We start from the raw sequence: 25035 nt of genomic DNA on the forward strand, positions 1-25035 counted from the left end.
TGGAGGATGAGCTGGGGTTTTGAATTTTTGTCATTAGAGGGAATACTCGCAATTTTTACTTGACATGTATGTTGGGGTGAGAATTTGCATGCATTGTCCATAAGGTTAAGAAAAGCGATTTTCATCAGATATTCGTTTGCTCTAATGGTAAGAGTGTCGTCAGAATCAGCAGTAAAGTCGTGGGAATAAGAGATTTCCACGGAATAATCGGGATGAGCATTCAAAAGCATATTGCGGGCGTCAAGTAAGATTTCGTCGATGCGCACATTTCTAAAAGCGATTTTAGAGGCATCGTAACTGGCTCTAGCAAAATCTAAAAGACTTGCCGACATGCGCGAGAGCTTTTGGGCGTCGGCAAGAGTAGATTTCAGAGCATTTTGTAACTCATCGTGCGACCGTGGTTTAGCGAGCAAGTATTCGAGGTCGGCAATTATGGCAGTAAGCGGTGTTCGGAGCTCGTGAGCGATGTTGGATACAAAAGCCTTTTGGGCGTCAAAAGAATTTTCGAGGCGAGAGAGCATCTCATTGAAAGTGCGTGCAAGGTCAGCAAGTTCGTCGCCGTTAGAATAGATTGGCAGGCGCTGATCGAGGTTGGTGGCAGTAATTCGCTGGGCACGTTGGGTAATTTCTTTGATGGGATCCAAGGCTTTTTTCGAAAGAAAAATGCCGGCTATGTAAATCAAAACGAGAGAAGGCAGTGAGAGGGCGATCATTGAGATAAGGAGGCTGCGCTGCTTGGCATAGCCATATCGATCAAATGCCGCTGCGGTAATCAAGTAGGTAGCATCATCAATTTGATATTTTAAGCCGACTACCTGCCAGTTTTCTTGATAAAAGTGGACTTCGCCTTGGGTGTAAATGGATTTTAAGAGTTCTGGAGTTTCTTTTACAAAATCAATTTCAACGTCGTCGTGATACAGAAGTCGGAAAGCAGTATCGTAAATGGCTACCTCGGCTTCGGTTTGCAAAAGGCGATTGTTTTTGTACATTTTCTGTAGTGCAACGGGCTCAAGATGAGCAGAGAAGAGTAATTGACACTTGGTGATGGCTTCGTTTTCGAGGTAGTTGAAAAATTCTCTTTCGCGTGAGGCGCTTGCGCTGAAATAAATACTGCCGGCAAACATGATTAGGATAATGCCCGTAATGAATGTGAACCACAGGGTAATGCGTGTCCGAAGTTTCATCGCGTCTGAAAATGTGCTCTAAAATACGCTCGCGACTACAGGGCAATAGGGGAAGTTTTTTAATTTCTACATAGCGGATTAAATGTTTCTCAGAGTAGTTTCCTGATGGCAGAACTGCCTATCTTTGGCACAATTCAAAAATTTGTATTCATGCACGCTGACATCAAAAAGTACATTGACACCCACCGCGAAAGGTTTTTAAATGAATTGATGGAGCTACTGCGCGTACCGAGCGTCAGTGCTGATCCGAAATATAAAGAAGAGGTAATTAAGGCAGCTCAGCTTACAGCTCACTACCTGGAAAAAGCCGGGATTAAAAACGTAGAGGTTTGTGAAACTCCCGGCTATCCTGTGGTATATGGCGAATACATCAAAGATCCTTCACTTCCAACAGTATTAGTGTATGGACATTACGATGTGCAGCCGCCCGATCCGCTTGATCTATGGGAGTCAGGACCTTTTGATCCCGTGATTAAAAAAACCGAAATACACCCACAAGGTGCCATTTTTGCGCGCGGTGCTTGTGACGATAAGGGGCAGTTTTTCATGCACATTAAAGCGGTTGAAGCAATGATAGCCACCGGAACCTTACCGTGCAACGTAAAATTTATGATTGAGGGCGAAGAAGAAGTTGGCTCTGCCAATCTCGGTTGGTTTGTTGTACACAACCGCGAGCGACTTAAATGCAATACGATTTTAATTTCAGACACCGGAATTTTAGCCAACGATATTCCTTCGATATGTACCGGTTTGCGCGGGTTGAGTTATGTAGAGGTAGAGGTGACCGGTCCAAACCGCGATTTACATTCAGGTCTTTATGGCGGTGCAGTGCCTAATCCGATCAACATTTTGGCGAAAATGATTGCCTCGCTTCACGATGAAAACAATCACATCACAATACCCGGCTTTTATGACGATGTAGTGGAACTGTCGGCCGAAGAGCGCGCACTGATGGCACAAGCCCCTCACAGCGATGAAGCTTTTAAAAAGTCCATAGGCCTAAAAAATATTTGGGGCGAAAAGGGCTACACCACACCCGAGCGCACGTCGATACGTCCTACGCTCGATGTAAATGGCATTTGGGGTGGCTATACGGGCGAAGGAGCAAAAACGGTAATCCCTTCAAAAGCCTATGCAAAAATCTCCATGCGTTTAGTACCCAATCAAAATCCCGATAAAATCACCGAACTTTTTAAAAAACACTTCGAATCCATTGCGCCAGATTGTGTTTCGGTAGTGGTAAAGCCGCATCATGGGGGCGATCCTTATGTATCGCCATTAGATAGCCCTGAATATCAGGCCGCCAGCGAAGCAATGGAAGCTACTTTTGGCAAGAAACCGGTGCCCGTGCGCAGCGGTGGTAGTATCCCTATAGTGGCACTCTTCGAACGCGAATTGGGCGTTAAGTCTATTTTGATGGGCTTTGGACTCGACAGCGATGCCATTCACTCGCCCAATGAGCACTATGGATTGTTCAACTATTTCATTGGAATAGAAACGATTCCGCTCTTTTTTGACCATTATGTGCGTTTAGTTGAGCGATAAGTTGAGCAATAAAAAGAAGAATATAGCAGTTTAAAAATTCATGCGGCTCAGGCAACTTATTGCAAGTATAGCAAGCATTAATACTTTGCTGTTCACCTCTGTGCAAGGGCAAATTGGCGGACGCGAGGTGTTTCAATTTCTCAATATTGCCTCAGAGGCTCGCGTAGTGGCTATGGGTAGATTGCCCATAGCCTACTGGGAGCCCGATGTAAACTTTGCCCTGCTCAATCCGGCGTTAATTCACAGCAAATTACACGGTTCACTTAGTTTAAATGCCGTCAGTTTTCCGGCAGATATTTTTATTGGTAGTGCTAATTATGCTCACTCCTTTGAGAAAGTAGGTACTTTCACATTGGGCGTGAGAAGCTTTCAGTACGGAAAGTTTGTGGCAGCTAATCAATTTGGCGTACAAACAGGGGATTTTGACGTTTCAGACCTGGTAATTACCTTGGGTCATGGGCGCAAGGTGTATGAAAACTTGTATGTGGGAGCTAATTTAAAGATTATTAATTCAGCTTACGAACAATACAGTTCTTTCGGACTTGCTACCGACCTGGGCATAACGTATTACATACCTGAAAAATTGCTCTCGTGGAGTTTGCTTATCAGAAATGCTGGTTTTCAATGGGATCCATACACCACTGAGCGAGGCAGCCTGCCTTTTGATGTGCAGATCGGTGTGAGCAATCGCTTCAGACACTTGCCGTTGCGTTGGCATATTACTGCTGATCAATTGCACAGGCCTGATGTGAGCTTCATAAACCCTGCCAATGCTCGTCGCGATCCCATTACGAGCCAACTGATCGATGAAAATATAACGATTGCTAACAAAGTATTGCGACATTTTAGCTTTGGGGCTGAGCTAGCACCTACAAAAGGCTTCAACATTGGTATCGGCTATAATTTCCGAATGCAGCAAGAACTGCGCATGAACACCCGCCGATCCTCGGCTGGGCTTACTTTTGGATTAGGCTTTAAAGTCAGTAAGTTTATGATTCAGTATTCGCGTGGGGTGTATCACGTGAGCGGGGCAGCCAATCTTTTTAGCATCACAACACAGTTTGGTGATTTCAAAAAAAAGCAACCACTTACTTACTGACATAAACTTTTGTGGAAAGATAATGGTCTGACAATGCTCTGTGTTTGTCTAATCCACTCACTGTCAGTCTTCCTGCAAATCCTGTTTTAGTCATTGTATCGAGCATGACCAAAAAGAATGGTCTATTATTTTTACTTCAGATAAATCGATTCTGATCATTCGATTGCTATCTATAGAATTCAATATTAGAATTCAATATTTTTTTTAGTGTATTTCTGTGTGAAAAAATAGCGGCTTCCTGTAAGTGCACTACCGTTTCATTAGGAAATTCTTTTATAAGAAAGGATGTTTTAAAGATATATTTCAACTTCAGACCTAAATAAAATTCAATACCGATTTTTACCAGCATTCCTGCTGCTACACCTACGAGCAAGTCCTCAAATAAAGTAAAAAATATGATGGTCAAAAAAATGAAAAATTGCCCCTTGCCAATACTGTAGACGTGAATGAAGTGTTTGAAAGATGCCAGATTATAACCGGCATATATTAGCAGCGCAGCTAAAGCGGCATTCGGAATCCATTCGATAATAGGTATTAAAAACAACATTACAAGCAAAAGAAAGAATCCATGAAAAAAGTTAGACCACTTACTCACGGCACCTAAAGCAATAATGGCTGAACTACGTACTATTTCTGAAATTATCGGTAGTCCCCCCATGAGTCCAGAGGCGATGTTAACTGCTCTTTGACCTATCAAATCACCATTTGTGTGAACCTTGCGCTTGAGTGAATCGATCTATTCGAGTGCTTTGACCGTATGTAAGGATTTGATCCTAATGACGAAAAGAAACATTGTGAAGTATTTCCAAAACAAAAAATTGTTTATTTCGCTAATGCGAGGGCTAATCAAAATGGAATCCCAAAAATTGCCGATATATATAAGGTCAAAAGACAGATCATTCGACTTTAAATCCCAAATCATGGAGAATGGTATGGCACCAAAAAGTACCCAAACAGATGCCGATATTGTACGAATAAGGGAGATTTTAAATACGGATAGACAGTTAATATCAGCAAACTAACCAAACCAATACTAACTATATGTGGTTAAAAAACTTTTATCTAAGTTGGCAGATTTTTTAACAGTGCAAAGAGATCAAATGAATGGTTGAGAATGGTATTAAAACCCAGTAGTACGGGAATATGTTTAATGATGATGATAAGTCCGAGAGCTGTCAACATGCCGTGCACTGCGGTTTCAGGAAATAAATCGCTCACACCTCCAAGCTTAGCTGCACCTTTTAACACCTGAATTGAGCCATCAATACAATGGCAGACACAGAGCTCCAAGCTCATTCATAGCTGCCAAAGTCGGTCATAGCAGCAGCGGCTACGGTGATAACCCCTGCCGCTCGTATATTGATGCTTAATTCTGTCACGCGAAAGAACGAAGTACTTAGACCGCCCACTATAGCCGTGAGTATACACATACCTGGTGGATATCCACTGGTTTTGGCGATTCCAAGGCTAAGAGGCAGCGCCAAAAGAAAAATCTGAAACCCTAACCTTACATCTTCCAGAAGGATCTTTTTCGTGGATTAAATCAATGAATTTTAGAATTTTCAATACAATGTTTCAAAATAAAAAGAAATTTATTGAACAATCTGAAAATCGATTAATAGCTTTAATAAACTTTTAGAAATGATAATTTATTACTGCGTTGTAGAGCATAATGTTTACTCTGTTTATTTCGAGATCGGGGGTCAAAGGTTTTTCTTGAGCGTTGATTTTAGAGGTGATTAGCAAATGCATATCCAAACCCTCTAAAACGCCTTTAAATTCATGATAAACATCTAAATTTATATGGTAATAAGAGGGCATTTTGTATTTGTTTAGCCGAACATTGTCTATGTCTGGTAAGTTAAAGTATCCTGAATGAAATGCGATAATCCAAGATTCCGAAGGTTCATAGGTTATTTTTAAGGCATAGGCATGTACATCGCCGGCGCCTTCGTTTCGCTCACGAGGTATAAAAGTGAAGAAGGGTTCTCGCCCCCATTCTCTTGGCATGATAAACCTGCCTTGATCGGTAATGCGGTTGTAATTCAAAGAAAATTGAAATTTGTCAAGGTCCAGACCAGCTCGTAATCCAAAGGTAGCAGCTGTATGATTGATGGGGATGTAACGGTATTGAGGGTCTGAGCTACCGCCCTTTCCTACAGCTTGCTGGTAGATCCCTTGAAATGCTCCAAACAGATTTCCGAATCGCGTGGGGGTGAATGCATCAACCTGTACAAAAGTTGAATACATTACATTTTCGATTAGCATGTGCCAATTCGAAATTTGAAGAAACTTCTTTGGGTGATATAACAATCCGGCAAGGGCAACAAATTGAGCGTTTACATGATCGTGATAGTGATTAGGATGTCCATTTTCATCAAACCCCTGTGGAAACAATCCTATGGATTCACCGATTTTGTAAACCGAAATGGTACTTCGAGGAGAAATGGCATTGAAAATACCAGCATCTACTGAAAAACTTTCAGATTCGTTTATCTCACTCCATATACCCTGAATAGCTGTAGGACGCATTCTGCCGTCCTGAAGGTTGATAAAGGGGGTATTGATGAGCTGTCGGCCTACCTTGACTGATGACTGATTACCAAAATTGTATTTTACATAAAACTCCTCGAGTCTGTCCATTTCGTGTCTGTTGTGAGGGTCGGTAATGTCGAAGAGTTCAAGCTCGTAACGGCTGCCTTTGTTGCTCAAAGAATCTACCCGATCCATGGGTGAAGAATGCAGATTGAAGATATAAAACCCACCTAAACCATATTGGAAGTTTTTATAAGGTGCGCTTTCGTATTTAAATCCACCGCCAAAGGCATTGGCAAAAAAGGTACTCAATGGCCCATTGTTGTCAGTATGGCTGTAGAAGTATCGGAAATGCCCGTGAATTGTACCGTTTTTGAACGCATTTAACGGTGAATTCTGATTTTTTGGGTTTCTTTCCGGGCCTTTCCAGATATTGGGTTTTTCGAGAATGTCTTGATGTTGAGCAAAAACTGTCTGAGACAGGAGCAAAAAAATAACCGCTTTCCCAAACGGAAATATTCTCATCAATCTTAAAAAGAATTTTTAAAGTCTTTTAAAAACCAGATTTGATGTAATTCCAGCCTTCACGCTGTTTGCGTACGATGTGCACTATGCCTGCTTTTACGAATCCTGCTTCGTCTAAGATGTCTTCTTTTGGCACGTTGCGTTCTGACATGGAGAATTCACATGCTTTAAAAGAAATTCCTTTTCCGGCAAACTCTGCGACTTTTGCTTTTTGGGTGGATTTTGATTTTTGTAAGAGGGTTAAACCTGGTCCGTGGCACACTACTTCGATCTGTACTCCCGGCTCTACACTTGTGATGTTAGAGAGCTGTTTCATCAAGGCTTTGTGAGCCAGTGTATCATCGGTAGTCAGTTGAAATATGATTTTCAATGGTTCTTCGGATTTCTTGTTCTTTTTCTGAGCAAAAGCGGGATTTACTAAAAACGATAGAAGAACAAAAGGAAACAAAAACTTTTTCATTGGTCAAAAATTTATACAAATGTCATGAAAACATTACTGTTTTTTCTGTGATGTAGCTTCCAAATCTTTGTAAAAAGCAATGATGGGTTGCCAGGGGCCAAACTTGTGTTGTTGTTCGCTGAAGGTATCCTTGTATGGGCCAAAGGGGTGATCCACGGGTTTTTTGCTAATGTCAGGCCAGTCTTTCGGAACTTTTTTGTGCGGGCGTGGCTGTGAATTCACAAAGGCAGCTACATCCCATGCCTCTTCATCGGTCAGCAAAGGCATGGTGTGGCTAGCTCCGAGGGGCATGTTAAATTTCACGTATTTAGCAAAATTTGTTATGCGGTACAGACCGGCTGCATCGTTGTATGAATTTTTGCCCCAAAGAGGTGGATAGAGATATTCTACTCCATCAGGATGCTTTAAACCTTGTCCATCAGCTTGATGACAGCTCTGACACTTTTGTTCATACACAATTTTGCCGCGTGCAGGGTCGGCAGGTCTGTCGAGCATCGCAAACTCTTTCAGGCCTGATCCCGGAGCTTTTTCGCCTTTTTTCACGTTGGTGCCTAGGAACTCGATATATGCTTTTATGGCTTGCATTTCGCGACTATTGGTATCGGGTGCTTTTCCGTTTAAACTTCTTTCGAAGCAATCGGATACACGCTTGTAAATATCTTCCATACCGCCACTACGGGCTCTGAATTTGGGATAGGTTGATGCTACTGAGCCATAATTATTTCCCCACGGTTTTGTCCCGGCTTCGAGATGGCAGTTTTGACAGTTCATTCCATTGGTTAGCTGTGCCACTGAGCCATTGGGTCCGAGGTACTTGGCGGTATGAGCGATTAAATCTTTTCCATACAAAACAAGTTCGCGTTGTGCTTCATCTGTAATTTTTTCAGGATCAGGTGCCAGCCACAGCTCTTCGGCCGTGGCAGTCTGAACCTGTTGTTCTGTAGCGGGTACCTCCGATGTGGTCGTAGCTTCGCCCTTTGAATTTTCGACCCACACAACGATTAGGGCCACTACGGTGACAAGCACCATCAGCCAAGCAATTATTCTAGTTGTGCTCATTGCTATAAGTAATTATTAATGAGGAAGTTTGTCTTGTAGATAACCATATAAATATGTGCCAATTACGGCAAAGGCAAAAACAATGATGAAGGGCAAATAACCGTAGCCAATGTTTACTACCATAGGCCCAGGACAAGCACCGCTCAGTGCCCATCCAAGTCCGAAAATGGTACCTCCAAATATGTAGCGCTTGTAGGTTTTATCCTTTGGGAAGAAGGTTATAGGGTTGCCTTCGATATCGCGGATTTTGAACTTTTTAATGATCCAGACGCCTGATGCACCCAATGTTACAGCGGTTCCGATAATGCCGTACATGTGGAAGGCGTCGAAGTGAAACATTTCAAAAATTCTGTACCACGAGATGGCCTCCGACTTGGCCATGATAATTCCAAAGAAAACTCCAGCGAGTAAAAATTTTAGGTATTTCATAGCGAGGTAGTAGGTTTTAGGGGTTTTTAAAACAATATGGGTAAAATGAGATGTGTCATTAGTAGGCCGCCGATGAAGAAACCTATAACAGCTACCAGCGAAGGAAGCTGTAGGTTGCTCAATCCGGAAATTGCGTGCCCTGAGGTACAACCTCCCGCATAGCGCGAACCAAATCCTATCATTAGACCTCCGAGGGCAAGAATCAGGAATCCCTTGATTGTTAAAACATTGCTCCAGTCCATAAGCTCAGAGGGCTGCATACCTGTAGGAGCTTGAAAGTTCATTTCTGCCAATCGCTCAATGGTTTTTGGTGAGATGTCTACCGGCTCCTCTTGATAACTTAAAAAGTTTTTTGCAACGTAACCGCCAATGATCGACCCGGTAAGGAACATCAAATTCCAAGCTTGTGATTTCCAGTCGAAGTCAAAAAATTTCACTTTTTTACCGGCACCAGCAATGGTACAAATCGTCCTGAGATTAGATGAAAAGCCAAATTGCTTCCCAAAAAACAAGAGGGCAAACATTGTGGCTGCTATCAAACCACCAGAAAACCACCACGGCCAGGGGCTCATTATAAAGTCAACAAAGCTATTTTTCATAGAGTCTGAAGGTTATGAAGGGTTTATACATGTGATTTATTAATTTTTCTGCTACGCTTGAGTAAAAAAGACTTCCTTTTCCATGTGTTCCAAGGCAAATAATATCCATAGAATGCATTTGGTCGAAGTGGAACACCCCATGCTCTACATCTGTATCTTTCAGTACATTAATGGAATAATTTTCTAGTTGATTTTCTTTCGCAAAGCTTTCCATTTTTTTCTTTAGCTCTTGTGATTCATGGGTTTTAGAGCGCGATGTCAGAATGTGCAGCAAGTGAATTTTACACTGAAAAGCTTCTCTTATGCGCTTCATAAGACTTATGTCAAAATCCTCTTCAGCCAGAAAATCGTGTACAAAGAGTATGTTTTTGATCTCAAGTTGGCTGCGATCACAACTCAAAGACAGCACTGGTACCTTCGATTTGCGCACTACTAATTGGGTCTCAGTTCCACCTATTTTATCGCGCAGACCTTCCACGCCTTTGGTACCCATGGCTATTAAATCAAAGCCATTTTTCTCTGCAAAGGAGATGATACCTTCTGTGATTTTTCCGGAGCGAATGTGTGTATGAATGTTGCCTTCAAGGCGCTTTTTAAGTTCTTCAAATTTTTGAACAGCCAGGTCGTACTGTTTTTGTACAAAGGTTGGCGCAATATCACCACATGTTGTAATTTTTCCATTTTCATCAATGCTTACAGATTCCGGTGTATTGAGTATATGAATGAAGTGAATCTCCACCGGAAGTTTTTCTTCCAACTTTTTCACCAGAATATAGGCATATTCTGATTGAATGGAAAAGTCGGAAGGAATCAGAATTTTTACTGGTTTCATTGTTTTGAAAAGTTTTGTTTTTAATTGAATTAAAGTTTAATTCATGCTATTCATGATTGATTTTGTTTATTAAGCTAAAGTAAAATAGCTATTCAAAACAGTTAATAATTTTTTATCGATTTTAACGTCTAAATTTGTTTTATCTAAGCAAAGTATTTTTTTTAACGTATGACAAAAAAGTGCCGGCATTTAGCCGGCTTTTTGTTATTAAACCCCCTAATAAAAGAGCTTTTTACTTTTTACTTCTGGCCCTTAACCTTTCGGTCTACATCGAGCCAGGTTCCACCGTTTGTCACGTTGGTGATTCCGTTTTGTCTCAGTATTTGCTCAGCACGTGCACTTCTGGCGCCACTTCTGCAGAAAACTACAATCGGCTTGTCGGTTTTAAATTCATTGATGCGCGCTTGTATTTCGTGCAGTGGAATGTTAATTGCGCCTTTAGCTGTACCTTCAGCAAATTCTTGTGGTGTGCGTACATCTACAAGAAGTGCTTTGCGATAATCTATTTCACCTTGCTGCTTTTGGCCAAAAGCAGTTACAACGGCTAATAAGGTGAAAATGGATGCGAAAACAATTTTTTTCATCGCAATTAATATTGATTTCTCAACACATCTTGCCATGTACCGGCATTGTATACATTTTTAATTCCGTAGCTATTGAGAATTTGCTTAGCCATTTCGCTGCGGTTTCCTGAGCGGCAGAATACTACGATATTTTTTCTGTTTTGAAACTCAGAAAGGTGGTAAGGAATCTGGTCTACAGGAATGTTGATCGCATTGCGAGCAGAACCTTCCATAAATTCATATGGACTACGTACATCTACCAGAAGGGTGCCTTCTTGGTTGATGATTTCTTTGAGATTTACTGTCTCTGTCATTTTTATTAGGAATTTATTTTAATGTTTCTTTTAAAATGATATAAATACCCATTACGAGTACAAACCAGCCAAAGGCGGGTTTGAGTTTCTTTCCGTCGATCTTTTTCGAAAGAGCGCTACCAATCAGAATACCAACTATAGCCATACCTGATACCATCAGAATCAGAGGCCAATTCATGGGTGTTTCACTGCTTTCGCCAAAAAAGCCGATCAACGATTTAGCTGCAATAATTACCAATGAAGTACCTACGGCTTCTTTCATGGGCAACTTACTAAGCACTACAAGTGCTGGGATGATTAAAAAGCCACCGCCGGCTCCAACCATACCTGTAAGAATGCCAACTACTGTACCTTCAAGCAGTATGAGGGGATAGTTAAACTCTTGTTTTCCACTTTCACTCTCGCCTGTTTTATTAGGATTTTCCTTCTTAATCATGCTGTACGATGCAGCAATCATTAGTACAGCAAAGAGCAGCATGAGTAAAAGACTTTTAGTCACTACAAAATCCCCAATGGCAAATACCTCTTTTGGTATAGCTGGCACAATGTAGGCTCTTGTAGCGAATACAGCTACGATAGACGGAATGCCAAAAACTATGGCTGTACGAACATTTACCAGTTGATTTTTGAAATAGGTGTACGAACCGATAGCGCTAGTAAGGCCAACTATGAACAGAGAATATGCAGTGGCTGCAACAGGCTCTACATATAGCAGATATACTAATACTGGTACTGTGAGAATGCTACCACCACCACCGATGAGACCAAGAGATACTCCGATGAGTATTGAAGCTATATAGCCTAGAATTTCCATTGTCGTTGTTTGCTAAGGAAAGAAGAGGTAAGGCCACCAGAGCCTTACCTGAAAATAGATTATTCAGAAACTAACTCCTCGCCGGCAGCAGCCCATTCGTTGATGCCTGGAGAGTAGTTTACGATGTTGTTAAATCCATATTTAGTGAGCAGTGAGTAGCCAATAGAGGCTCTGTCACCACCTTGGCAGTGGATGATTACTTTTTTGTCTTTACTGATTTTATCGAGATTGTTGGGGAGAGTTCCCACAAATACGTGGTCAGCACCTTTGATGTGTCCTGACTTGTATTCGCTGGCACCGCGAAGGTCAACAACTTGAATGTTGTTAGCTGAAATAAGTTTCTTTAATTCTTCTTTTTCCACAAATTCTACGGTTGCCAGTTTTCCTCCGTTCTTAGTGTAAGGGTCAGTAGAATCGATGTAGCCTTTTACATTATCGAGGCCGATTCGCATGAGCTTGCGAGCGATATCTTCCAGCTGATCTTCAGCAGCTAAGAGCATGAAGGGCTTGTCGTAGTCAAGATACCAACCTGCCCAAGTAGCTAGGGAGTTGTTGTTTTGAATATTGATGCTACCAGGAATGAAACCTTTGGCGAAATTAACCTTATTACGAGTATCTACCAGAGGAGTACCTTGATTGAAAGCCTCTATAAACTCACTGTCGCTCAACTTTTTGTACTTTGGCACTTCAGTTACAAGAGCTCTCTCTACTTTGTTGAGCTTCTTCATCATAGCGAAGTAGCGAGGAGGCTCTGGTTGGTCTGCCAGAAGGTAGCTGATGAAACCTTCTTTATCGTTCATGTAGCGGAAAGCCCAGTTGCGCATTTTTTCATAACCTACGGTAGAGCTGGGTACAGCACCTAGGGCTTTACCACAGGCTGAACCTGCACCATGGCCAGGCCATACTTGTACGAAGTCGGGAAGAGCAGCAAATTTTTTCAGTGATTCATACATCTGCTCAGCACCTGCACGTTGTGTGCCTGTTTGACCAGCAGCTTTTTCGAGTAAGTCGGGTCTTCCTACATCACCTACAAACACAAAGTCGCCAGTGAAAATCATTACAGGTTCAGGGCTGGCAGGGGTATCAGTAAGCAGAAAGCTGATGTGCTCAGGAGTGTGACCTGGTGTATGCATCACTTTGATTTTCAGATTACCCACCATAATCTCATCTCCATCTTTGAGCCCTACATGTGGAAATTGATATTGCCAGTCGGCACCACCTTCGTCGCTCAGATAAATTTGAGCTCCTGTAAGCTGGGCTAATTCACGGCTTCCTGAAAGGAAATCGGCGTGAATGTGTGTTTCGAAGATGTGGGTAATCTTAAACTTATTGGCTTTTGCAATCTCGAGATATACATCTACATCCCTACGAGGGTCAATTACTGCAGCAACACCTGCTGCCTGACATCCGATTACGTAGCTTGCTTGTGCTAGAGTTTTATCGTAAACGTGCTGAAAAAACATAGTTCTCTTTGTTTTTAAATTTCTTTTGCAAATGTCAGGCTGATTTTAATCATGTTTTTGGTACTTATGTTACAAAAGAAAAAACCACCTGCACTTTTAGCAAGTGGTTTTATTATGTGTATGTAAATCAGTTAATTATAACTCAGTAGTTGGGCAAACATAATCTGTTACGCGGAACTTTCCGGTCTCTTTCATTGCCTTGAAACCACCGATTACATTCACCAGTTTATCGTAGCCGCGGCTTTTTAGAATTGAAATAAACGCCATGGAACGATAGCCGCCGGCACAGTGCACGTAGTACTTCTTTTCGGGGTTGAGCAGCTTCATGCTATCGTTGATGTAGTCGAGCGGAGCTACCATGGCCTCTACTACGTGCTCGCTGTTGTATTCGCTGTTTTTGCGCACATCTACTATGTTGATGTCTTCTTTAGCATAAAGTTCAGCGAGTTCTTCAGCGGTCACTTGTTCAACGGTGTCGATTTCAAAACCTGCGTTCTTCCAAGCTTCAATACCGCCTTTTAGATAGCCAACTACATTGTCAAAACCAACGCGAGCCAAGCGAGTAATAGCCTCTTCTTCGCGGCCTTGGTCGCATACGAGCAGCAGAGGTGTAGTGACATCTGGAATGAGTGTACCCACCCAAATAGCAAAGCTGCCGTCGAGACCGATGTTGATAGAGTTGGGGACGTGTCCCTTAGCAAAATCGTCGGCACTGCGCGTATCCAGAATAACAGGCCGCGTTTCAGTGGCTACTATTTCAAACTCCTTGGGATCAAGTGCTCTTTTGGCCTTTTCAAAAACATTGTCAATAGACTCGTAGCCTTTCACATTCATCAAAACGTTGGCCGGGAAGTAACCTGGAGGGGGTGTAAGACCTTCGAGCAGTTTGGCGATAAACTGCTCACGTGTAAGTTTGGGATCGAGTGCGTAATTGGTTTTCTTTTGATTGCCAAGTGTATCGGATGTCTCTTTGCTCATCTTCTTTCCGCAAGGGCTACCAGCCCCGTGAGCCGGATATACTATCAAATGATCAGGAAGGGGAAGAATTTTTTTATGAATGGAGTCGTAAAGATGTGAGGCTAACTTCTCCGGAGTAAGATCTTCTACCACTTTTTGAGCAAGATCCGGACGACCTACATCACCGATGAAAAGGGTATCGCCAGTAAAAAGTGCTGTTTCTTTTCCATTTTCATCGATAAGCAGGTAGCAGCTGCTCTCCATGGTATGACCTGGTGTGTGAATAAGGCGAATTTTGACTTTTCCGAGTTGAAATTCCTCACCATCCTTGGCAATGTAGGCGTCGTAACCAGGTTCAATCAATACCGGACCAAGAACGATTTTCGCTCCGGTTTTTTTGCTTAGATCAACGTGGCCTGAAACGAAATCAGCATGATAATGTGTTTCAAACACATATTTAATACGTGCTCCCGACTTGGAAGCTCTTTCGATGTAAGGATGTACCTCCCGAAGAGGGTCTATGACGGCGGCCTCTCCTTCACTTTCGATGTAATATGCACCTTGGGCAAGGCATCCTGTATAAATCTGTTCTACTACCATGGTCTTTTTGATTTTAATTGTTAAATTTTCGTGAACAAAAATCGGTCAATTGCCATATGGTGTGCAGTGGTAATCATCACATTAGATGCTAACTTTTATCAGCCCAATCTGTGACAAATGAGATATTTAAAAAAATGAATCAATCTGTCAACATTTCAACCGTTGACAGGTTACTTTGAATGAATTTAAATTGTTTAATATAAGTGTGTTTAAAATTAAACACTACTACTTTTGTCGGATTAATGCGTGTAGTTTGTTAAATGACCAATCGATACTCCATTAAAGATTTAGAGCAATTATCAGGAATTAAAGCCCATACTATTCGTATTTGGGAGCAGCGATACAAACTGATTACTCCCAAAAGGACTGAAACAAATATTCGCTATTACCTCGATAGCGATCTGAAAAAGCTACTCAATATCAGTGTTTTAATAAAAAAGGGTATTAAGATCAGCAAAATATCACAGCTTAGCAATGAAGAAATTCAAGCCTTAGTGCTTGAATACTCACGCTACAGAGGTGAATACGAAGCCCAAATCAATGGCCTTAAAATGGCCATGATCGACTTTGATGTGGAGTATTTCGAAAAAATCCTCGGCCAGTGCTTCTTTACCTTCGGCCCAGATGTAACCTTTACCCAAATCCTTGGCAAATTCATTGCTGAAATAGGTATTTTATGGCAAACCAACTCTATTTCCATTGCTCATGAGCACTTTATTTCAAATCTGATCAAGCAAAAACTCTTTGCAGCAATCGATCAAATGATCGTTACACCGAAACCTGACACCGAACCCATTGTATTATACTTACCTGATAATGAACTTCATGAGCTCAGCTTGCTCTACATATATTATACATTGAAGAAAAAAGGCTACCGGGTACTTTATCTCGGGCAATCAGTACCGGCTGAAAACCTTAAAGAACTTTTTGATAAAACCGGTAGACGCCTTTTTATATCCATTTTTACCTCAAATCCTTTTTCAGAAGAAGTCGAAGACTACATAAAAAAGCTGGATGAATTGTTTGGTGAAAACGACTGCTGGTTCCATTTTACTGGTTATCAAGTGCAAAATGTTACCGATCTGAATTTCAATAAGGAACGTTTTCACATCCATCCGTCCGTAGAGTCAATCTGCGATTCTTTTTAATTAGTCATTCGTTACAAATTTTCTGTCTTTGAGCAAGTCATCTGTGCAGGTTTAGTACTGATGGCAGAATAATATAGGTTAATCGTTTAAAAATTATTATAAATGTACCTACATGTAAATAATTATTATGTTAATTGTCAAATAAATACATTTTTTGTTTAAGTAATAGCAAAAAAAATTAAACAAAACACTTGCATGTATCGATTCTTTGTTTAACTTTGTAGCATAAAATATTAAACAAACATGCTATGTCAACTCTTGAGTTTACCAATCTGATATCGTCTCATCGCTCCTTCCTGCACCAGCTGGCTATGAAACTTACAAAAGACATCGATGATGCCAAAGATTTGATTCAGGAGACCTTTTTTAAAGCGATCAAAAATAAGGACAAGTATGAAGAGGGCACCAATATCAAGGGTTGGCTCTATACGATTATGAAAAATACTTTTATAAATCAGTATCGAAAAAAGAAATTTCAGAATACTTTTATTGACGAAACGGACAATAAGTTCTTTATCAGTCAATCACCCCGCGATAAAGAGGTGTATTCTGATAAAAACTTAGACATGGAATATTTAATGAAGCGAATAGAAGACATTGATCGAGTATATTTAGAGACATTTATGATGTACTACAACGGATACAAATACGAAGAAATTGCCGAGATCATGAACATACCTTTGGGTACAGTAAAAAGCAGAATATTTCTGGCAAGGAAGAAGATGATGGAGCGCTTAAAAGATTATCGATAAAAACGTTTCATCGCAAAGCACACTATGAAAGACAAAGCAGTTGTAATAGGAAGTGGTTTCGCAGGGCTATCGGCGGCCATCTCTTTGGCACACAAAGGGTATGAGGTTACTCTTTTAGAAAAAAACGACATGCCAGGGGGCAGAGCCCGACAGTGGGTGAAAGATGGATTTATCTTTGATTTAGGTCCTTCTTGGTATTGGATGCCCGATGTATTTGAAGCTTTTTTTTCAAAATTTGGCAAAAAAGTATCTGATTATTACGAATTATATCGATTAGATCCCGCTTACAAAGTCTTTTTTAAAGACGATGAAGTGGAAGTGCCGGCTGACCTCACCAAGCTCAAAAGTTGGATGGAACGCCGAGAGCCTGGTAGTGCTGCCAAGCTCGACAAATTTCTCAAAGAAGCAGCTTACAAATATGAAGTGGGCATCAATGACTTAGTGTACAGACCAGGTCGAAGCATTTTTGAATTTGCTGATTGGCGAGTCTTAACCGGACTTTTGAAGATGGATCTTCTCACCAACATCAGCAAGCACATTCGAAGCTACTTCAGCGATCCTTACATCATTCAGCTTCTCGAATTTCCTGTCCTTTTTTTGGGTGAAAGAGCCTGGAAAACCCCTGCTCTTTATTCTTTAATGAATTATGCGGACCTTGTGCTTGGCACCTGGTATCCTAAAGGAGGTATGTACTCTGTGGTGAAGGCACTCGTATCATTGGCTGAGGAAAAGGGTGTGACCATCCTTTACAATCAGGAGGTTAAATCTTTTGAAATAGCCCATAATCAAATCAAAGCAGTACTTACTGAAAACTACAGATACGAAGCAGATGTAGTAATAGCTGGTGCAGATTACCACCATGTAGACCAACAGCTGTTGCCCGAAAAATATCGCAACTACTCGGAAAGGTACTGGCAAACCCGAAAAATGGCACCTAGCAGCTTGTTGTTTTACTTAGGCGTGAACAAGCGCATCGAAGGATTGCCCCACCATACGCTTTTTTTTGACAGAGACTTTGCCCTGCATGCTGAGGAAATTTACGGCAAACCTCAATGGCCCACAGAGCCCCTATTTTACATATCTGTAACCTCAAAAACAGAAAAAACTGCTCCAGAAAGTTGTGAGAATTTAACGATCTTAATACCTCTTGCGCCAGGCTTGGAAGACAGTGAACAGATGCGCGAAAAGTACTATCATGTAGTGATGGATCGATTGGAAAAGCGCATCGGTCAGGAAATAAGACCACACGTTGTGGTTAAGCGTTCCTATGCGATGAATGACTTCGTTAAAGATTATCACGCATTTAAAGGAAATGCGTATGGATTAGCCAATACTTTGCTACAAACAGCTATTTTAAAACCCTCGCTGAAAAATAAAAAATTGCACAATCTTTACTACACCGGTCAACTCACTGTGCCAGGGCCAGGTGTACCTCCCTCACTCATATCCGGATGGGTGGTGGCTAATGAAGTGGTGAAGGATATGAATTACTCAACTGTTTAACAAACCTGCTAAAAACCACCCTGCTATGAAAGAACTATTTGATAAAGTAGCTTTTAAGACCAGTAAGATGGTCACGCGAAAATATTCTACCTCGTTTTCATTGGGAATTTATTTTCTCGACAAAAAATTTCACGATGCTATATATGCGATTTATGGCTTTGTGCGCTTTGCCGATGAAATTGTGGATACTTTTCACGATTACGACAAAGAGTCGCTGCTACTGAGATTTAAAGAAGATACCTATCGCGCCATTCAGGAGGGCATAAGCCTCAATCCGGTGCTTCACAGTTTCCAAAAAGTGGTCAATCAGTACAACATAGACCTCGACTTGATCGAAACATTTCTCCAAAGTATGGAAATGGATCTCTACAAGCATACCTATACTAAAAAACAGTACGAACGTTATATACTGGGTTCGGCCGAAGTGGTAGGGCTAATGTGTCTAAAGGTTTTTGTAGAGGGCGATCAGAAAGCGTATGAGGAGTTGAAATATTATGCCATGAAGCTTGGCAGCGCTTTTCAGAAAATCAACTTCTTGCGCGACTTAAATGCTGACTACTTTCAGCTCGGCAGAGTGTACTTCCCGGGCGTAGATATGAGCCAATTTGACTACGAAACTAAGCAAGCTATAGAAAAAGACATCGAAATCGACTTTGCTCTTGGCTTTGAAGGCATTAGAAGACTACCTAAGTCGAGCAGACTGGGAGTATATGTTGCTTACGTATACTACTACCAGCTTTTTCAAAGAATTAAAAACTTACCTCCTGCTGAAATTCTCAACAAAAGAATTCGCATACCGAATAACAAAAAAATCCGTTTGCTCTTTAAATCATACATTAAACACGCTCTTAATCTCTTGTAAATCATGATTGAACACGTTATCCTGGTCGATGCTCACGACCGTGAGCTAGGACTGATGGAGAAGATGGAAGCACACCAAAAAGGCCTGTTACATCGAGCTTTCAGTGTCTTTGTGCTCAACGACAAAAAAGAACTACTCCTACAACGCAGGGCATTTGACAAATACCACAGTGGAGGCCTATGGACAAATACGTGTTGCAGCCATCCGCGCAAAGATGAAGATGTGGAAGCCGCAGCGCATCGACGTCTAAAGGAAGAAATGGGCTTCGACTGCGAACTTGAGAAGGTGCTGGACTTCGTCTATCGGGCTGATTTCTCCGATGGGCTTACCGAGCACGAATTTGACCACGTATTTGTGGGGTATTACAATGGAAGTCCCCAAATCAATACCCAAGAGGTAGCTGAATACAAGTGGATGCCACTCGATGAGGTAAAACGCGATCTACAGGAAAATCCGGATAACTACACCGAGTGGTTTAAAATCATTTTCGACCGTTTTTACTCTCATGTAAAAAATTGATATGAAGCTGGTTACAGTGTCGAGGCATGCGCACTTCAATGCTGCGCACAGGCTTCATAACCCTAGCTGGAACGCCGAACAAAACGAAAAAGTGTTTGGGCTCTGCAACAACGAATATTTTCACGGGCATAACTATGAGCTGATTGTAAGTGTGACAGGACCGGTTGATCCGGATACTGGTTATGTGATGGATATGAAAGAATTATCGGATCTGATCAAAAAACATGTAGAAGCTCGATTAGACCACAAAAATCTCAATTTACAAGTCGAAGAATTCAAGCATCTTATTCCTTCGGCTGAAAATATAGCAATCGTCATTTATGATTGGTTGCGCCCACACATTTCACCCAGTTTAAAACTCAAAATTACCCTTTATGAAACGCCAAGAAATTATGTTGAATACTCAGGAGAAGAAGCGTAATGGCGTACCCCATTTGAATGGAAATACGGCTCACGCACTGCATATACACGATGATGATACTTGCTGCGACGATCACGTGTGCACTGGCAAGGAAACTCCCCTAAGGCCTGACGCCTTTGAACTGACAGATGATGAGAAGATTGAGTCAATAGCCGAAAAATTTGCCGATATCCTTCATATACTTGGTCTTGATTTGGATGACGATAGTTTAAAGGATACACCGCGAAGAGTGGCAAAAATGTATGTAAAGGAGATTTTTTCGGGTTTGCATCCGGCACGTAAACCATCTGTTCAGCTCTTCGACAATCCTTACCAGTACAATCAGATGCTGGTAGAAAAAAACATCACTGTGCATTCTTACTGCGAACACCATTTGGTGCCCATCATAGGAGTAGCTCACGTAGCCTACATCAGCAGTGGCAAGGTCATCGGCTTGAGTAAAATCAACAGAATCGTTCGCTATTTTTCTAAAAGACCACAAGTGCAAGAACGGCTTACAGAGCAAATTGCCGAGGAGCTTAAAAAGGTCTTACAAACCGAAGATGTAGCAGTTTACATTGATGCCGAACACTTTTGTGTAAAGACACGTGGGATAGAAGATACCCAAAGCACAACTGTGACTACCCACTATAGCGGAAAGTTTCTCACAGATAATCAAGTTCGTCAGGAGTTTCTTTCAATCATCTCAAAGAAATGAAAAATATTCTTGTGATAGGAGCCTCCTCAGGTATTGGAAAGTATGTGGCTGAGTCGCTTGTGAAAAGTGGAAACAACGTGTATGCAGCCCAGCGGAGAAGTGCAGAAATACCCGGTGTGAAAAACATTCCTTACGATGTAACAAGCCAAACTCCTATTTCACCACTTCCTGATGTTCTGGATGGACTTGTATACTGCCCCGGCACCATCAATCTGAAACCTTTTAATCGAATTTCGGACACTGAACTCAGAGAAGAGTTTGAGATCAATTTTTTTGGAGCATTCCGCATACTTCAAGCATGTCTTCCCGCTTTGAAAAAAAGCGCTCAGGCGTCAGTTGTGTTCTTCAGCACTGTAGCTGTACAAACCGGAATGCCTTTTCATGCCGGTATAGCCTCGGCTAAGGGAGCTATTGAAGGGCTTACAAGAAGCTTAGCAGCAGAATTGGCTCCCAGTATTCGCGTTAATGCGATTGCCCCCAGTTTAACCGACACTCCCCTTGCCAATAAATTGCTGAACACTGACGCCAAACAAGAATCCGCTCGTCAGCGACACCCACTCAAGCGCTATGGATCCACAGAAGATGTAGGCAATGCTGTACTCTGGCTTCTATCCGATCAAAGCTCGTGGGTAACCGGCCAAATACTGCACATCGACGGTGGTATGAGTTCGCTAAAAGTATGAAAACACTCTCCAATTATTTAAAAGACGAGGACAGGCACTTTAGAATCAACTTTTTTAACACGCTCTCTGGAGTGCGTTCGGTGTGGATGGTCGGTACGCAGAGTAAAGCAGGGGTGAAAAATTTGGGCCTTTTTAATTCTTTAGTCCATATTGGAGCTAATCCGCCATTGTTAGGCCTGATTTTTAGGCCACATTCCGTTCCGCGCCATACACTTGAAAATATCAATGAGAGTGGGCTCTACACGCTGAATTCCGTTACTTCAGAGCTGATGCATCTAGCCCACCGCACAGCCGAGAAATTCGAAGCTCACGAAGATGAATTCGAACTTCTGGGTTTTACGCCTTGGTATTTCGGTAGTTACCCAAACGTGCCGGCAGTAGCTGAGAGTCCATTGAAAATACTGCTTCGATATGTCGAGAAACATTTGATTGCCGCAAATCAAACGCAATTACTGGTAGGTGAGGTCATCGATGTGCACATAAAAGTCGATGCTGCCGTGCAAAGTGACGGCAGCATCGATCACCAGATATTGGGACATTTGGCTGTAAGTGGATTAAACGACTATTATGCTTTGTCTCACTTGCTCAGCATGAGTCGATCAGATGATTAGTTACCAAAAAAGAGCTACTCCCACCCCAAATCGAGTGCCTACTGAGGGCTGCGCTTCTTGTATGGAGCTTACCAATGGCAGTTGACCAAAAAGCTGGAAAATCATCTTCTGGTAGTAAACATCTACTCCAGCAGTTAGAAGTCCGAATTTGCCTCCTGTATTTTCTTTCGCATAACCATATTCTGTGTCTTTCTCAAGAGATTCGAATTGCCCTCCGATAATTGGCAACACGGCCATGTGCGGACTTACCTGCCACCAGTAGAAGGCCGAGCCACCTGCCAAAATAGTATTACCCATTTTGTACTGAAGTTCATTGGCCAACTGATAGCGATATTGTACATCGGTTTGAAATCCAAAGTTTTTAAATCGGAGGATATACATGTTTTGTAACAAAAAACTCCATGCACCTGTTCCTACTTGAATGGGAAGAGGAAACATTCGGCGCCTGCTGTCGCGCTGCATGTACTTACCGGTGGGCAGTTTTACCCCTCCGCCTAAAAACCATATGTGCCTTAAAAGTTTGGTGGGATCAGCACCTTGATTTATCACTTGATGCAGGGCATTAAGCTGAATGTCGCCCACACCAGAGAGCAGTTCGTTATACCCGTTTTCATAGCTTCGCACATTCACTTTGTAAGGCAAGAATGTGAAAACTTGCAACTTTTCGGTCATGTAGTAGCGAAGCCATAGATCCGCTGAATGGTATAAATCTGTTTTAAGGTATTGGCCATCAGTAGTATTGAGTAGAGTGGCCGGATGGTGAAAGCTGCTCTGAAAATAGCGAAGGCCCATCAGGTTTTTTTGAAATTGAGGAAGCACGCCGAGATAGCCACCACCTACGCCACAGCCGCAAATGTCACAAGCTTGTTGATTTCTGGGTACTAAGGAGAGGGCAATTAAAAGCGATATGAGGTTTTTTGGGAGTTTCATTTTGTCTTAGGTTCTGAGTACATGGAATTGGCCAATAGACTGAAGTCTGACAAGGTGTGTAAGAAGGCTATGATCTTTTCCTTGTCGCTTTCAGATAGCGGAAGTCCGTTTTTGAGCATTGGATCGGTATAAGGGGGTGCGGGTTTGTTTTTGCCCAAGTCGGCGTAGTGGTCGAGCACAGCCTGAAGAGAGTTGAATCTCCCGTCGTGCATATATGGCCGAGTAAGAGCTACATTTCGCAAGGAGGGTGTTCTGAACTTTTGAAAGTCGGCTGAGTCAAGCGTAATGTGATATCGACCTTCTTCTTTACCGTTCGATTCTAGGCCATTGCTTCTGAAGGCATAGTCTGTTTGAAGCGCACCGGCATGACAAGTGGCACAGTGTTTTTCAAAGAGCTGTAGGCCGGCCATTTCGTCGGCAGTGAGCTGAGCTCTGCCCTGTCGATAGCGGTCGTATTTAGAATTGGCCGAAATAATAGCCCCTTGAAACTGCGTGAGCGCATACAAAAAGTCGCGGGCTGAAATTTCAGAGGTTCCAAATACTTTTTTAAAGAGTTCGGGATACTCTGGATGATTGCGCAACCTGCGAAGTGCCTCGGCTATGGTGATGTCCATTTCATCGTGGTTGAGCATGGGGGCTGTAGGTTGCATTTCAATGTGGTTGATGCCTCCGTCCCAATGAAATAAGGGAGCGAAGATGAGGTTGAAGGTCGGCAGGGCATTGCGGGTGCCTATACGTCCAAATACTCCAGTACTTACGGCCACATTGTGATCGGCAAAGGCATGAACCTGAGCATGGCAGGATCCACAAGATATACTACTATCTGCCGATAGGATTGGGTCGTAAAAGAGTTTTCTCCCGAGTTCAAAACCTTCTCTGGTGAGCTTATTTTGTTCGAAATTGTAGTTTGGCTTCGGAAAATAGGACGGAATTTCTAAAGTCATTTCGTTTAGACCATCTGTAGCCTCTTCTTCCTTACGGCAAGCAACAAAAGCTATAATACTGATGGCCAGGATCAGTTTCTCCTTCATCGGTATACGTACATTAACAATCGCGGTTCGGAGCTACAGCGTTGCTCCGAACCGGATCTGAAGTGGTTAATGAATTTTACTAATTGTGAATATGGTCGAAAGTAATACCGCCTTGGAAGTTGGTAGCCATAGTTACAGCCATAGGGCCCGGAGCGTGAATTTTGCTTACATCAGTGAGCATGATACCCCCATGCCAGAATCGAGCGGCATTTACCATCAGATGAATGGCAGGCACAGCGTTATGGCGCACCATTAAGGTAGCGCCATTAAAATTGATGGTGCGACTGCGGATAGCATTGTTCTGGCCAGAGAATCCGCCGATGTGATATGCAAAATCGCCGGTGGGTGAGTTGGGCGATGTACCTTCGGCTTTGATGAAGATGTAGCCAGTATTCCAGCTCCAGAACATACCGTGCTCGGGGCTTAGTGCACCAACTTGTGCACCTGATGTGTTGCGAAGGCTATCGACTCCGATTATGAAGCTTACTTCTACATAATCGCCTTCAGGTACATTTGGAATTGAAATCAATGCTTCCGGTGTTTGACGTGCATCAACGATGTAATAGCTCTCGGGCTGTATCCATTCGGTACCGTCTGCTTTTTTGAGCTTGATATTAGAGATGTAATATTTAAGAGTGGTGAAGGTCATCTTTTGTCCGGAGGGGTGCGTCATCTCCTGGTTAAGGGCAAAGGGGGCCATGTTAGCACCCCAAATGTGTTCGAATTTTATTTCGACTGTTCCGGTTAGTTGAGCAGGATTTTCATCGTTTTTGTTCTCTTTGGTACAAGATAAGAGTGTAGCCGCCAGGGCAAATAAAAGTAGCTTTTTCATGTCTGAATGCGTTTTGTTGGTTAATAAATATTTTTGTAATGAATTGAAAATGAGAGAAAATACACAAA

29 protein-coding genes are annotated in these 25035 nt (G+C 42.2%); 11 read left to right on the top strand and 18 right to left on the bottom strand.

The window, feature by feature from the left end:
* Positions 1–1184 (bottom strand): HAMP domain-containing protein (locus EIP89_RS10225; RefSeq protein ID WP_124398587.1); only part of this gene is annotated, 1184 nt, incomplete at its 3' end.
* A 150-nt stretch (positions 1185–1334) separates the two neighbouring features.
* Between EIP89_RS10225 and EIP89_RS10230 the strand changes: the two genes are divergently transcribed.
* Positions 1335–2729 carry a dipeptidase gene (locus EIP89_RS10230; RefSeq protein ID WP_124398588.1) on the top strand — a complete coding sequence of 465 codons (1395 nt, stop codon included), beginning with the start codon at positions 1335–1337 and terminating at the stop codon, positions 2727–2729.
* Positions 2730–2769: 40 nt separating this feature from the next.
* Positions 2770–3828 carry a type IX secretion system protein PorQ gene (gene porQ / locus EIP89_RS10235; protein WP_124398589.1) on the top strand — a complete coding sequence of 353 codons (1059 nt, stop codon included), beginning with the start codon at positions 2770–2772 and terminating at the stop codon, positions 3826–3828.
* 166 nt (positions 3829–3994) lie between these two features.
* On the opposite strand, the gene EIP89_RS10240 is transcribed toward porQ, so the two are convergent.
* The 14 genes from EIP89_RS10240 to EIP89_RS10305 all read right to left on the bottom strand — a co-directional run bounded on the left by EIP89_RS10240 (position 3995) and on the right by EIP89_RS10305 (position 14978).
* Positions 3995–4564: a SulP family inorganic anion transporter gene (locus EIP89_RS10240; protein WP_124398590.1), complete on the bottom strand. Its 570-nt coding sequence runs from the start codon at positions 4562–4564 to the stop codon at positions 3995–3997.
* A gap of 326 nt (positions 4565–4890) precedes the next feature.
* Complete coding sequence (locus EIP89_RS10245) at positions 4891–5124, bottom strand: SulP family inorganic anion transporter (RefSeq protein ID WP_124398591.1); 234 nt, start codon at positions 5122–5124, stop codon at positions 4891–4893.
* Positions 5121–5312: a hypothetical protein gene (locus tag EIP89_RS10250; protein WP_124398592.1), complete on the bottom strand. Its 192-nt coding sequence runs from the start codon at positions 5310–5312 to the stop codon at positions 5121–5123. Before EIP89_RS10250 ends, EIP89_RS10245 begins: the two co-directional genes overlap by 4 nt.
* Before the next feature lie 151 nt (positions 5313–5463).
* Positions 5464–6888 carry an OprD family outer membrane porin gene (locus tag EIP89_RS10255; RefSeq protein WP_124398593.1) on the bottom strand — a complete coding sequence of 475 codons (1425 nt, stop codon included), beginning with the start codon at positions 6886–6888 and terminating at the stop codon, positions 5464–5466.
* Between the two features lie 28 nt (positions 6889–6916).
* The gene (locus EIP89_RS10260; protein ID WP_124398594.1) at positions 6917–7348 is read right to left on the bottom strand and encodes a DsrE family protein; all 432 of its coding nucleotides are present in this window, start codon (positions 7346–7348) and stop codon (positions 6917–6919) included.
* Between the two features lie 33 nt (positions 7349–7381).
* Entirely contained in the window at positions 7382–8407 is a 1026-nt protein-coding gene (locus EIP89_RS10265; protein ID WP_124398595.1) for a c-type cytochrome, read from the bottom strand.
* Positions 8408–8422: 15 nt separating this feature from the next.
* Complete coding sequence (locus EIP89_RS10270) at positions 8423–8836, bottom strand: DUF6691 family protein (RefSeq protein ID WP_124398596.1); 414 nt, start codon at positions 8834–8836, stop codon at positions 8423–8425.
* A 26-nt stretch (positions 8837–8862) separates the two neighbouring features.
* Positions 8863–9435, bottom strand: coding sequence for a YeeE/YedE family protein (locus EIP89_RS10275; RefSeq protein ID WP_218019364.1), 573 nt, complete (start codon positions 9433–9435; stop codon positions 8863–8865).
* Positions 9425–10267 carry a universal stress protein gene (locus EIP89_RS10280; protein ID WP_124398597.1) on the bottom strand — a complete coding sequence of 281 codons (843 nt, stop codon included), beginning with the start codon at positions 10265–10267 and terminating at the stop codon, positions 9425–9427. The genes EIP89_RS10275 and EIP89_RS10280 overlap by 11 nt, the downstream gene beginning before the upstream one ends.
* Before the next feature lie 239 nt (positions 10268–10506).
* Positions 10507–10851: a rhodanese-like domain-containing protein gene (locus tag EIP89_RS10285; protein WP_174706052.1), complete on the bottom strand. Its 345-nt coding sequence runs from the start codon at positions 10849–10851 to the stop codon at positions 10507–10509.
* Between the two features lie 5 nt (positions 10852–10856).
* Positions 10857–11144: a rhodanese-like domain-containing protein gene (locus tag EIP89_RS10290; RefSeq protein ID WP_124398599.1), complete on the bottom strand. Its 288-nt coding sequence runs from the start codon at positions 11142–11144 to the stop codon at positions 10857–10859.
* 13 nt (positions 11145–11157) lie between these two features.
* Positions 11158–11958, bottom strand: a complete 801-nt coding sequence (locus EIP89_RS10295) for a sulfite exporter TauE/SafE family protein (protein ID WP_124398600.1) — start codon at positions 11956–11958, stop codon at positions 11158–11160.
* Positions 11959–12017: 59 nt separating this feature from the next.
* The gene (locus EIP89_RS10300) at positions 12018–13421 is read right to left on the bottom strand and encodes an MBL fold metallo-hydrolase (RefSeq protein ID WP_124398601.1); all 1404 of its coding nucleotides are present in this window, start codon (positions 13419–13421) and stop codon (positions 12018–12020) included.
* Positions 13422–13556: 135 nt separating this feature from the next.
* Positions 13557–14978 carry an MBL fold metallo-hydrolase gene (locus tag EIP89_RS10305; RefSeq protein ID WP_124398602.1) on the bottom strand — a complete coding sequence of 474 codons (1422 nt, stop codon included), beginning with the start codon at positions 14976–14978 and terminating at the stop codon, positions 13557–13559.
* Positions 14979–15238: 260 nt separating this feature from the next.
* Between EIP89_RS10305 and EIP89_RS10310 the strand changes: the two genes are divergently transcribed.
* The 9 genes from EIP89_RS10310 (at position 15239) to EIP89_RS10350 (ending at position 22174) form a co-directional block, all read left to right on the top strand.
* Positions 15239–16126, top strand: a complete 888-nt coding sequence (locus EIP89_RS10310; RefSeq protein WP_124398603.1) for a MerR family transcriptional regulator — start codon at positions 15239–15241, stop codon at positions 16124–16126.
* Between the two features lie 248 nt (positions 16127–16374).
* Positions 16375–16878, top strand: a complete 504-nt coding sequence (locus tag EIP89_RS10315; RefSeq protein ID WP_124398604.1) for an RNA polymerase sigma factor — start codon at positions 16375–16377, stop codon at positions 16876–16878.
* A 24-nt stretch (positions 16879–16902) separates the two neighbouring features.
* On the top strand, positions 16903–18381 hold the full coding sequence (gene crtID, locus EIP89_RS10320; protein ID WP_124398605.1) for a bifunctional phytoene desaturase/3,4-desaturase: 1479 nt from the start codon (positions 16903–16905) through the stop codon (positions 18379–18381).
* A 25-nt stretch (positions 18382–18406) separates the two neighbouring features.
* Positions 18407–19243 (top strand): phytoene/squalene synthase family protein, encoded by an 837-nt coding sequence (locus EIP89_RS10325; protein ID WP_124398606.1) that lies wholly within the window; start codon positions 18407–18409, stop codon positions 19241–19243.
* 3 nt (positions 19244–19246) lie between these two features.
* On the top strand, positions 19247–19762 hold the full coding sequence (gene idi, locus EIP89_RS10330) for an isopentenyl-diphosphate Delta-isomerase (protein ID WP_124398607.1): 516 nt from the start codon (positions 19247–19249) through the stop codon (positions 19760–19762).
* A gap of 1 nt (position 19763) precedes the next feature.
* On the top strand, positions 19764–20183 hold the full coding sequence (locus EIP89_RS10335) for a 6-pyruvoyl trahydropterin synthase family protein (RefSeq protein WP_124398608.1): 420 nt from the start codon (positions 19764–19766) through the stop codon (positions 20181–20183).
* A complete protein-coding gene (folE, locus tag EIP89_RS10340; protein ID WP_124398609.1) occupies positions 20137–20880 on the top strand; it encodes a GTP cyclohydrolase I FolE in 744 nt (247 codons plus the stop codon). The genes EIP89_RS10335 and folE overlap by 47 nt, the downstream gene beginning before the upstream one ends.
* Entirely contained in the window at positions 20877–21563 is a 687-nt protein-coding gene (locus EIP89_RS10345) for an SDR family NAD(P)-dependent oxidoreductase (RefSeq protein ID WP_124398610.1), read from the top strand. Before folE ends, EIP89_RS10345 begins: the two co-directional genes overlap by 4 nt.
* Positions 21560–22174 carry a flavin reductase family protein gene (locus tag EIP89_RS10350; RefSeq protein WP_124398611.1) on the top strand — a complete coding sequence of 205 codons (615 nt, stop codon included), beginning with the start codon at positions 21560–21562 and terminating at the stop codon, positions 22172–22174. The genes EIP89_RS10345 and EIP89_RS10350 overlap by 4 nt, the downstream gene beginning before the upstream one ends.
* Here the strand turns inward: EIP89_RS10350 and EIP89_RS10355 are convergent, their stop codons facing one another.
* From EIP89_RS10355 to EIP89_RS10365, 3 genes are all read right to left on the bottom strand, one after another.
* Positions 22175–23104, bottom strand: a complete 930-nt coding sequence (locus tag EIP89_RS10355) for a hypothetical protein (protein WP_124398612.1) — start codon at positions 23102–23104, stop codon at positions 22175–22177.
* Entirely contained in the window at positions 23101–24135 is a 1035-nt protein-coding gene (locus tag EIP89_RS10360) for a cytochrome-c peroxidase (protein ID WP_124398613.1), read from the bottom strand. The genes EIP89_RS10355 and EIP89_RS10360 overlap by 4 nt, the downstream gene beginning before the upstream one ends.
* Positions 24136–24214: 79 nt before the next feature.
* Positions 24215–24967, bottom strand: coding sequence for an MbnP family protein (locus EIP89_RS10365; protein ID WP_124398614.1), 753 nt, complete (start codon positions 24965–24967; stop codon positions 24215–24217).
* Between the last annotated feature and the right edge of the window lie 68 nt (positions 24968–25035).

It is taken from the genome of Thermaurantimonas aggregans (assembly GCF_003851885.1).
Classification (GTDB): Bacteria; Bacteroidota; Bacteroidia; order Flavobacteriales; family Schleiferiaceae; genus Thermaurantimonas; species Thermaurantimonas aggregans.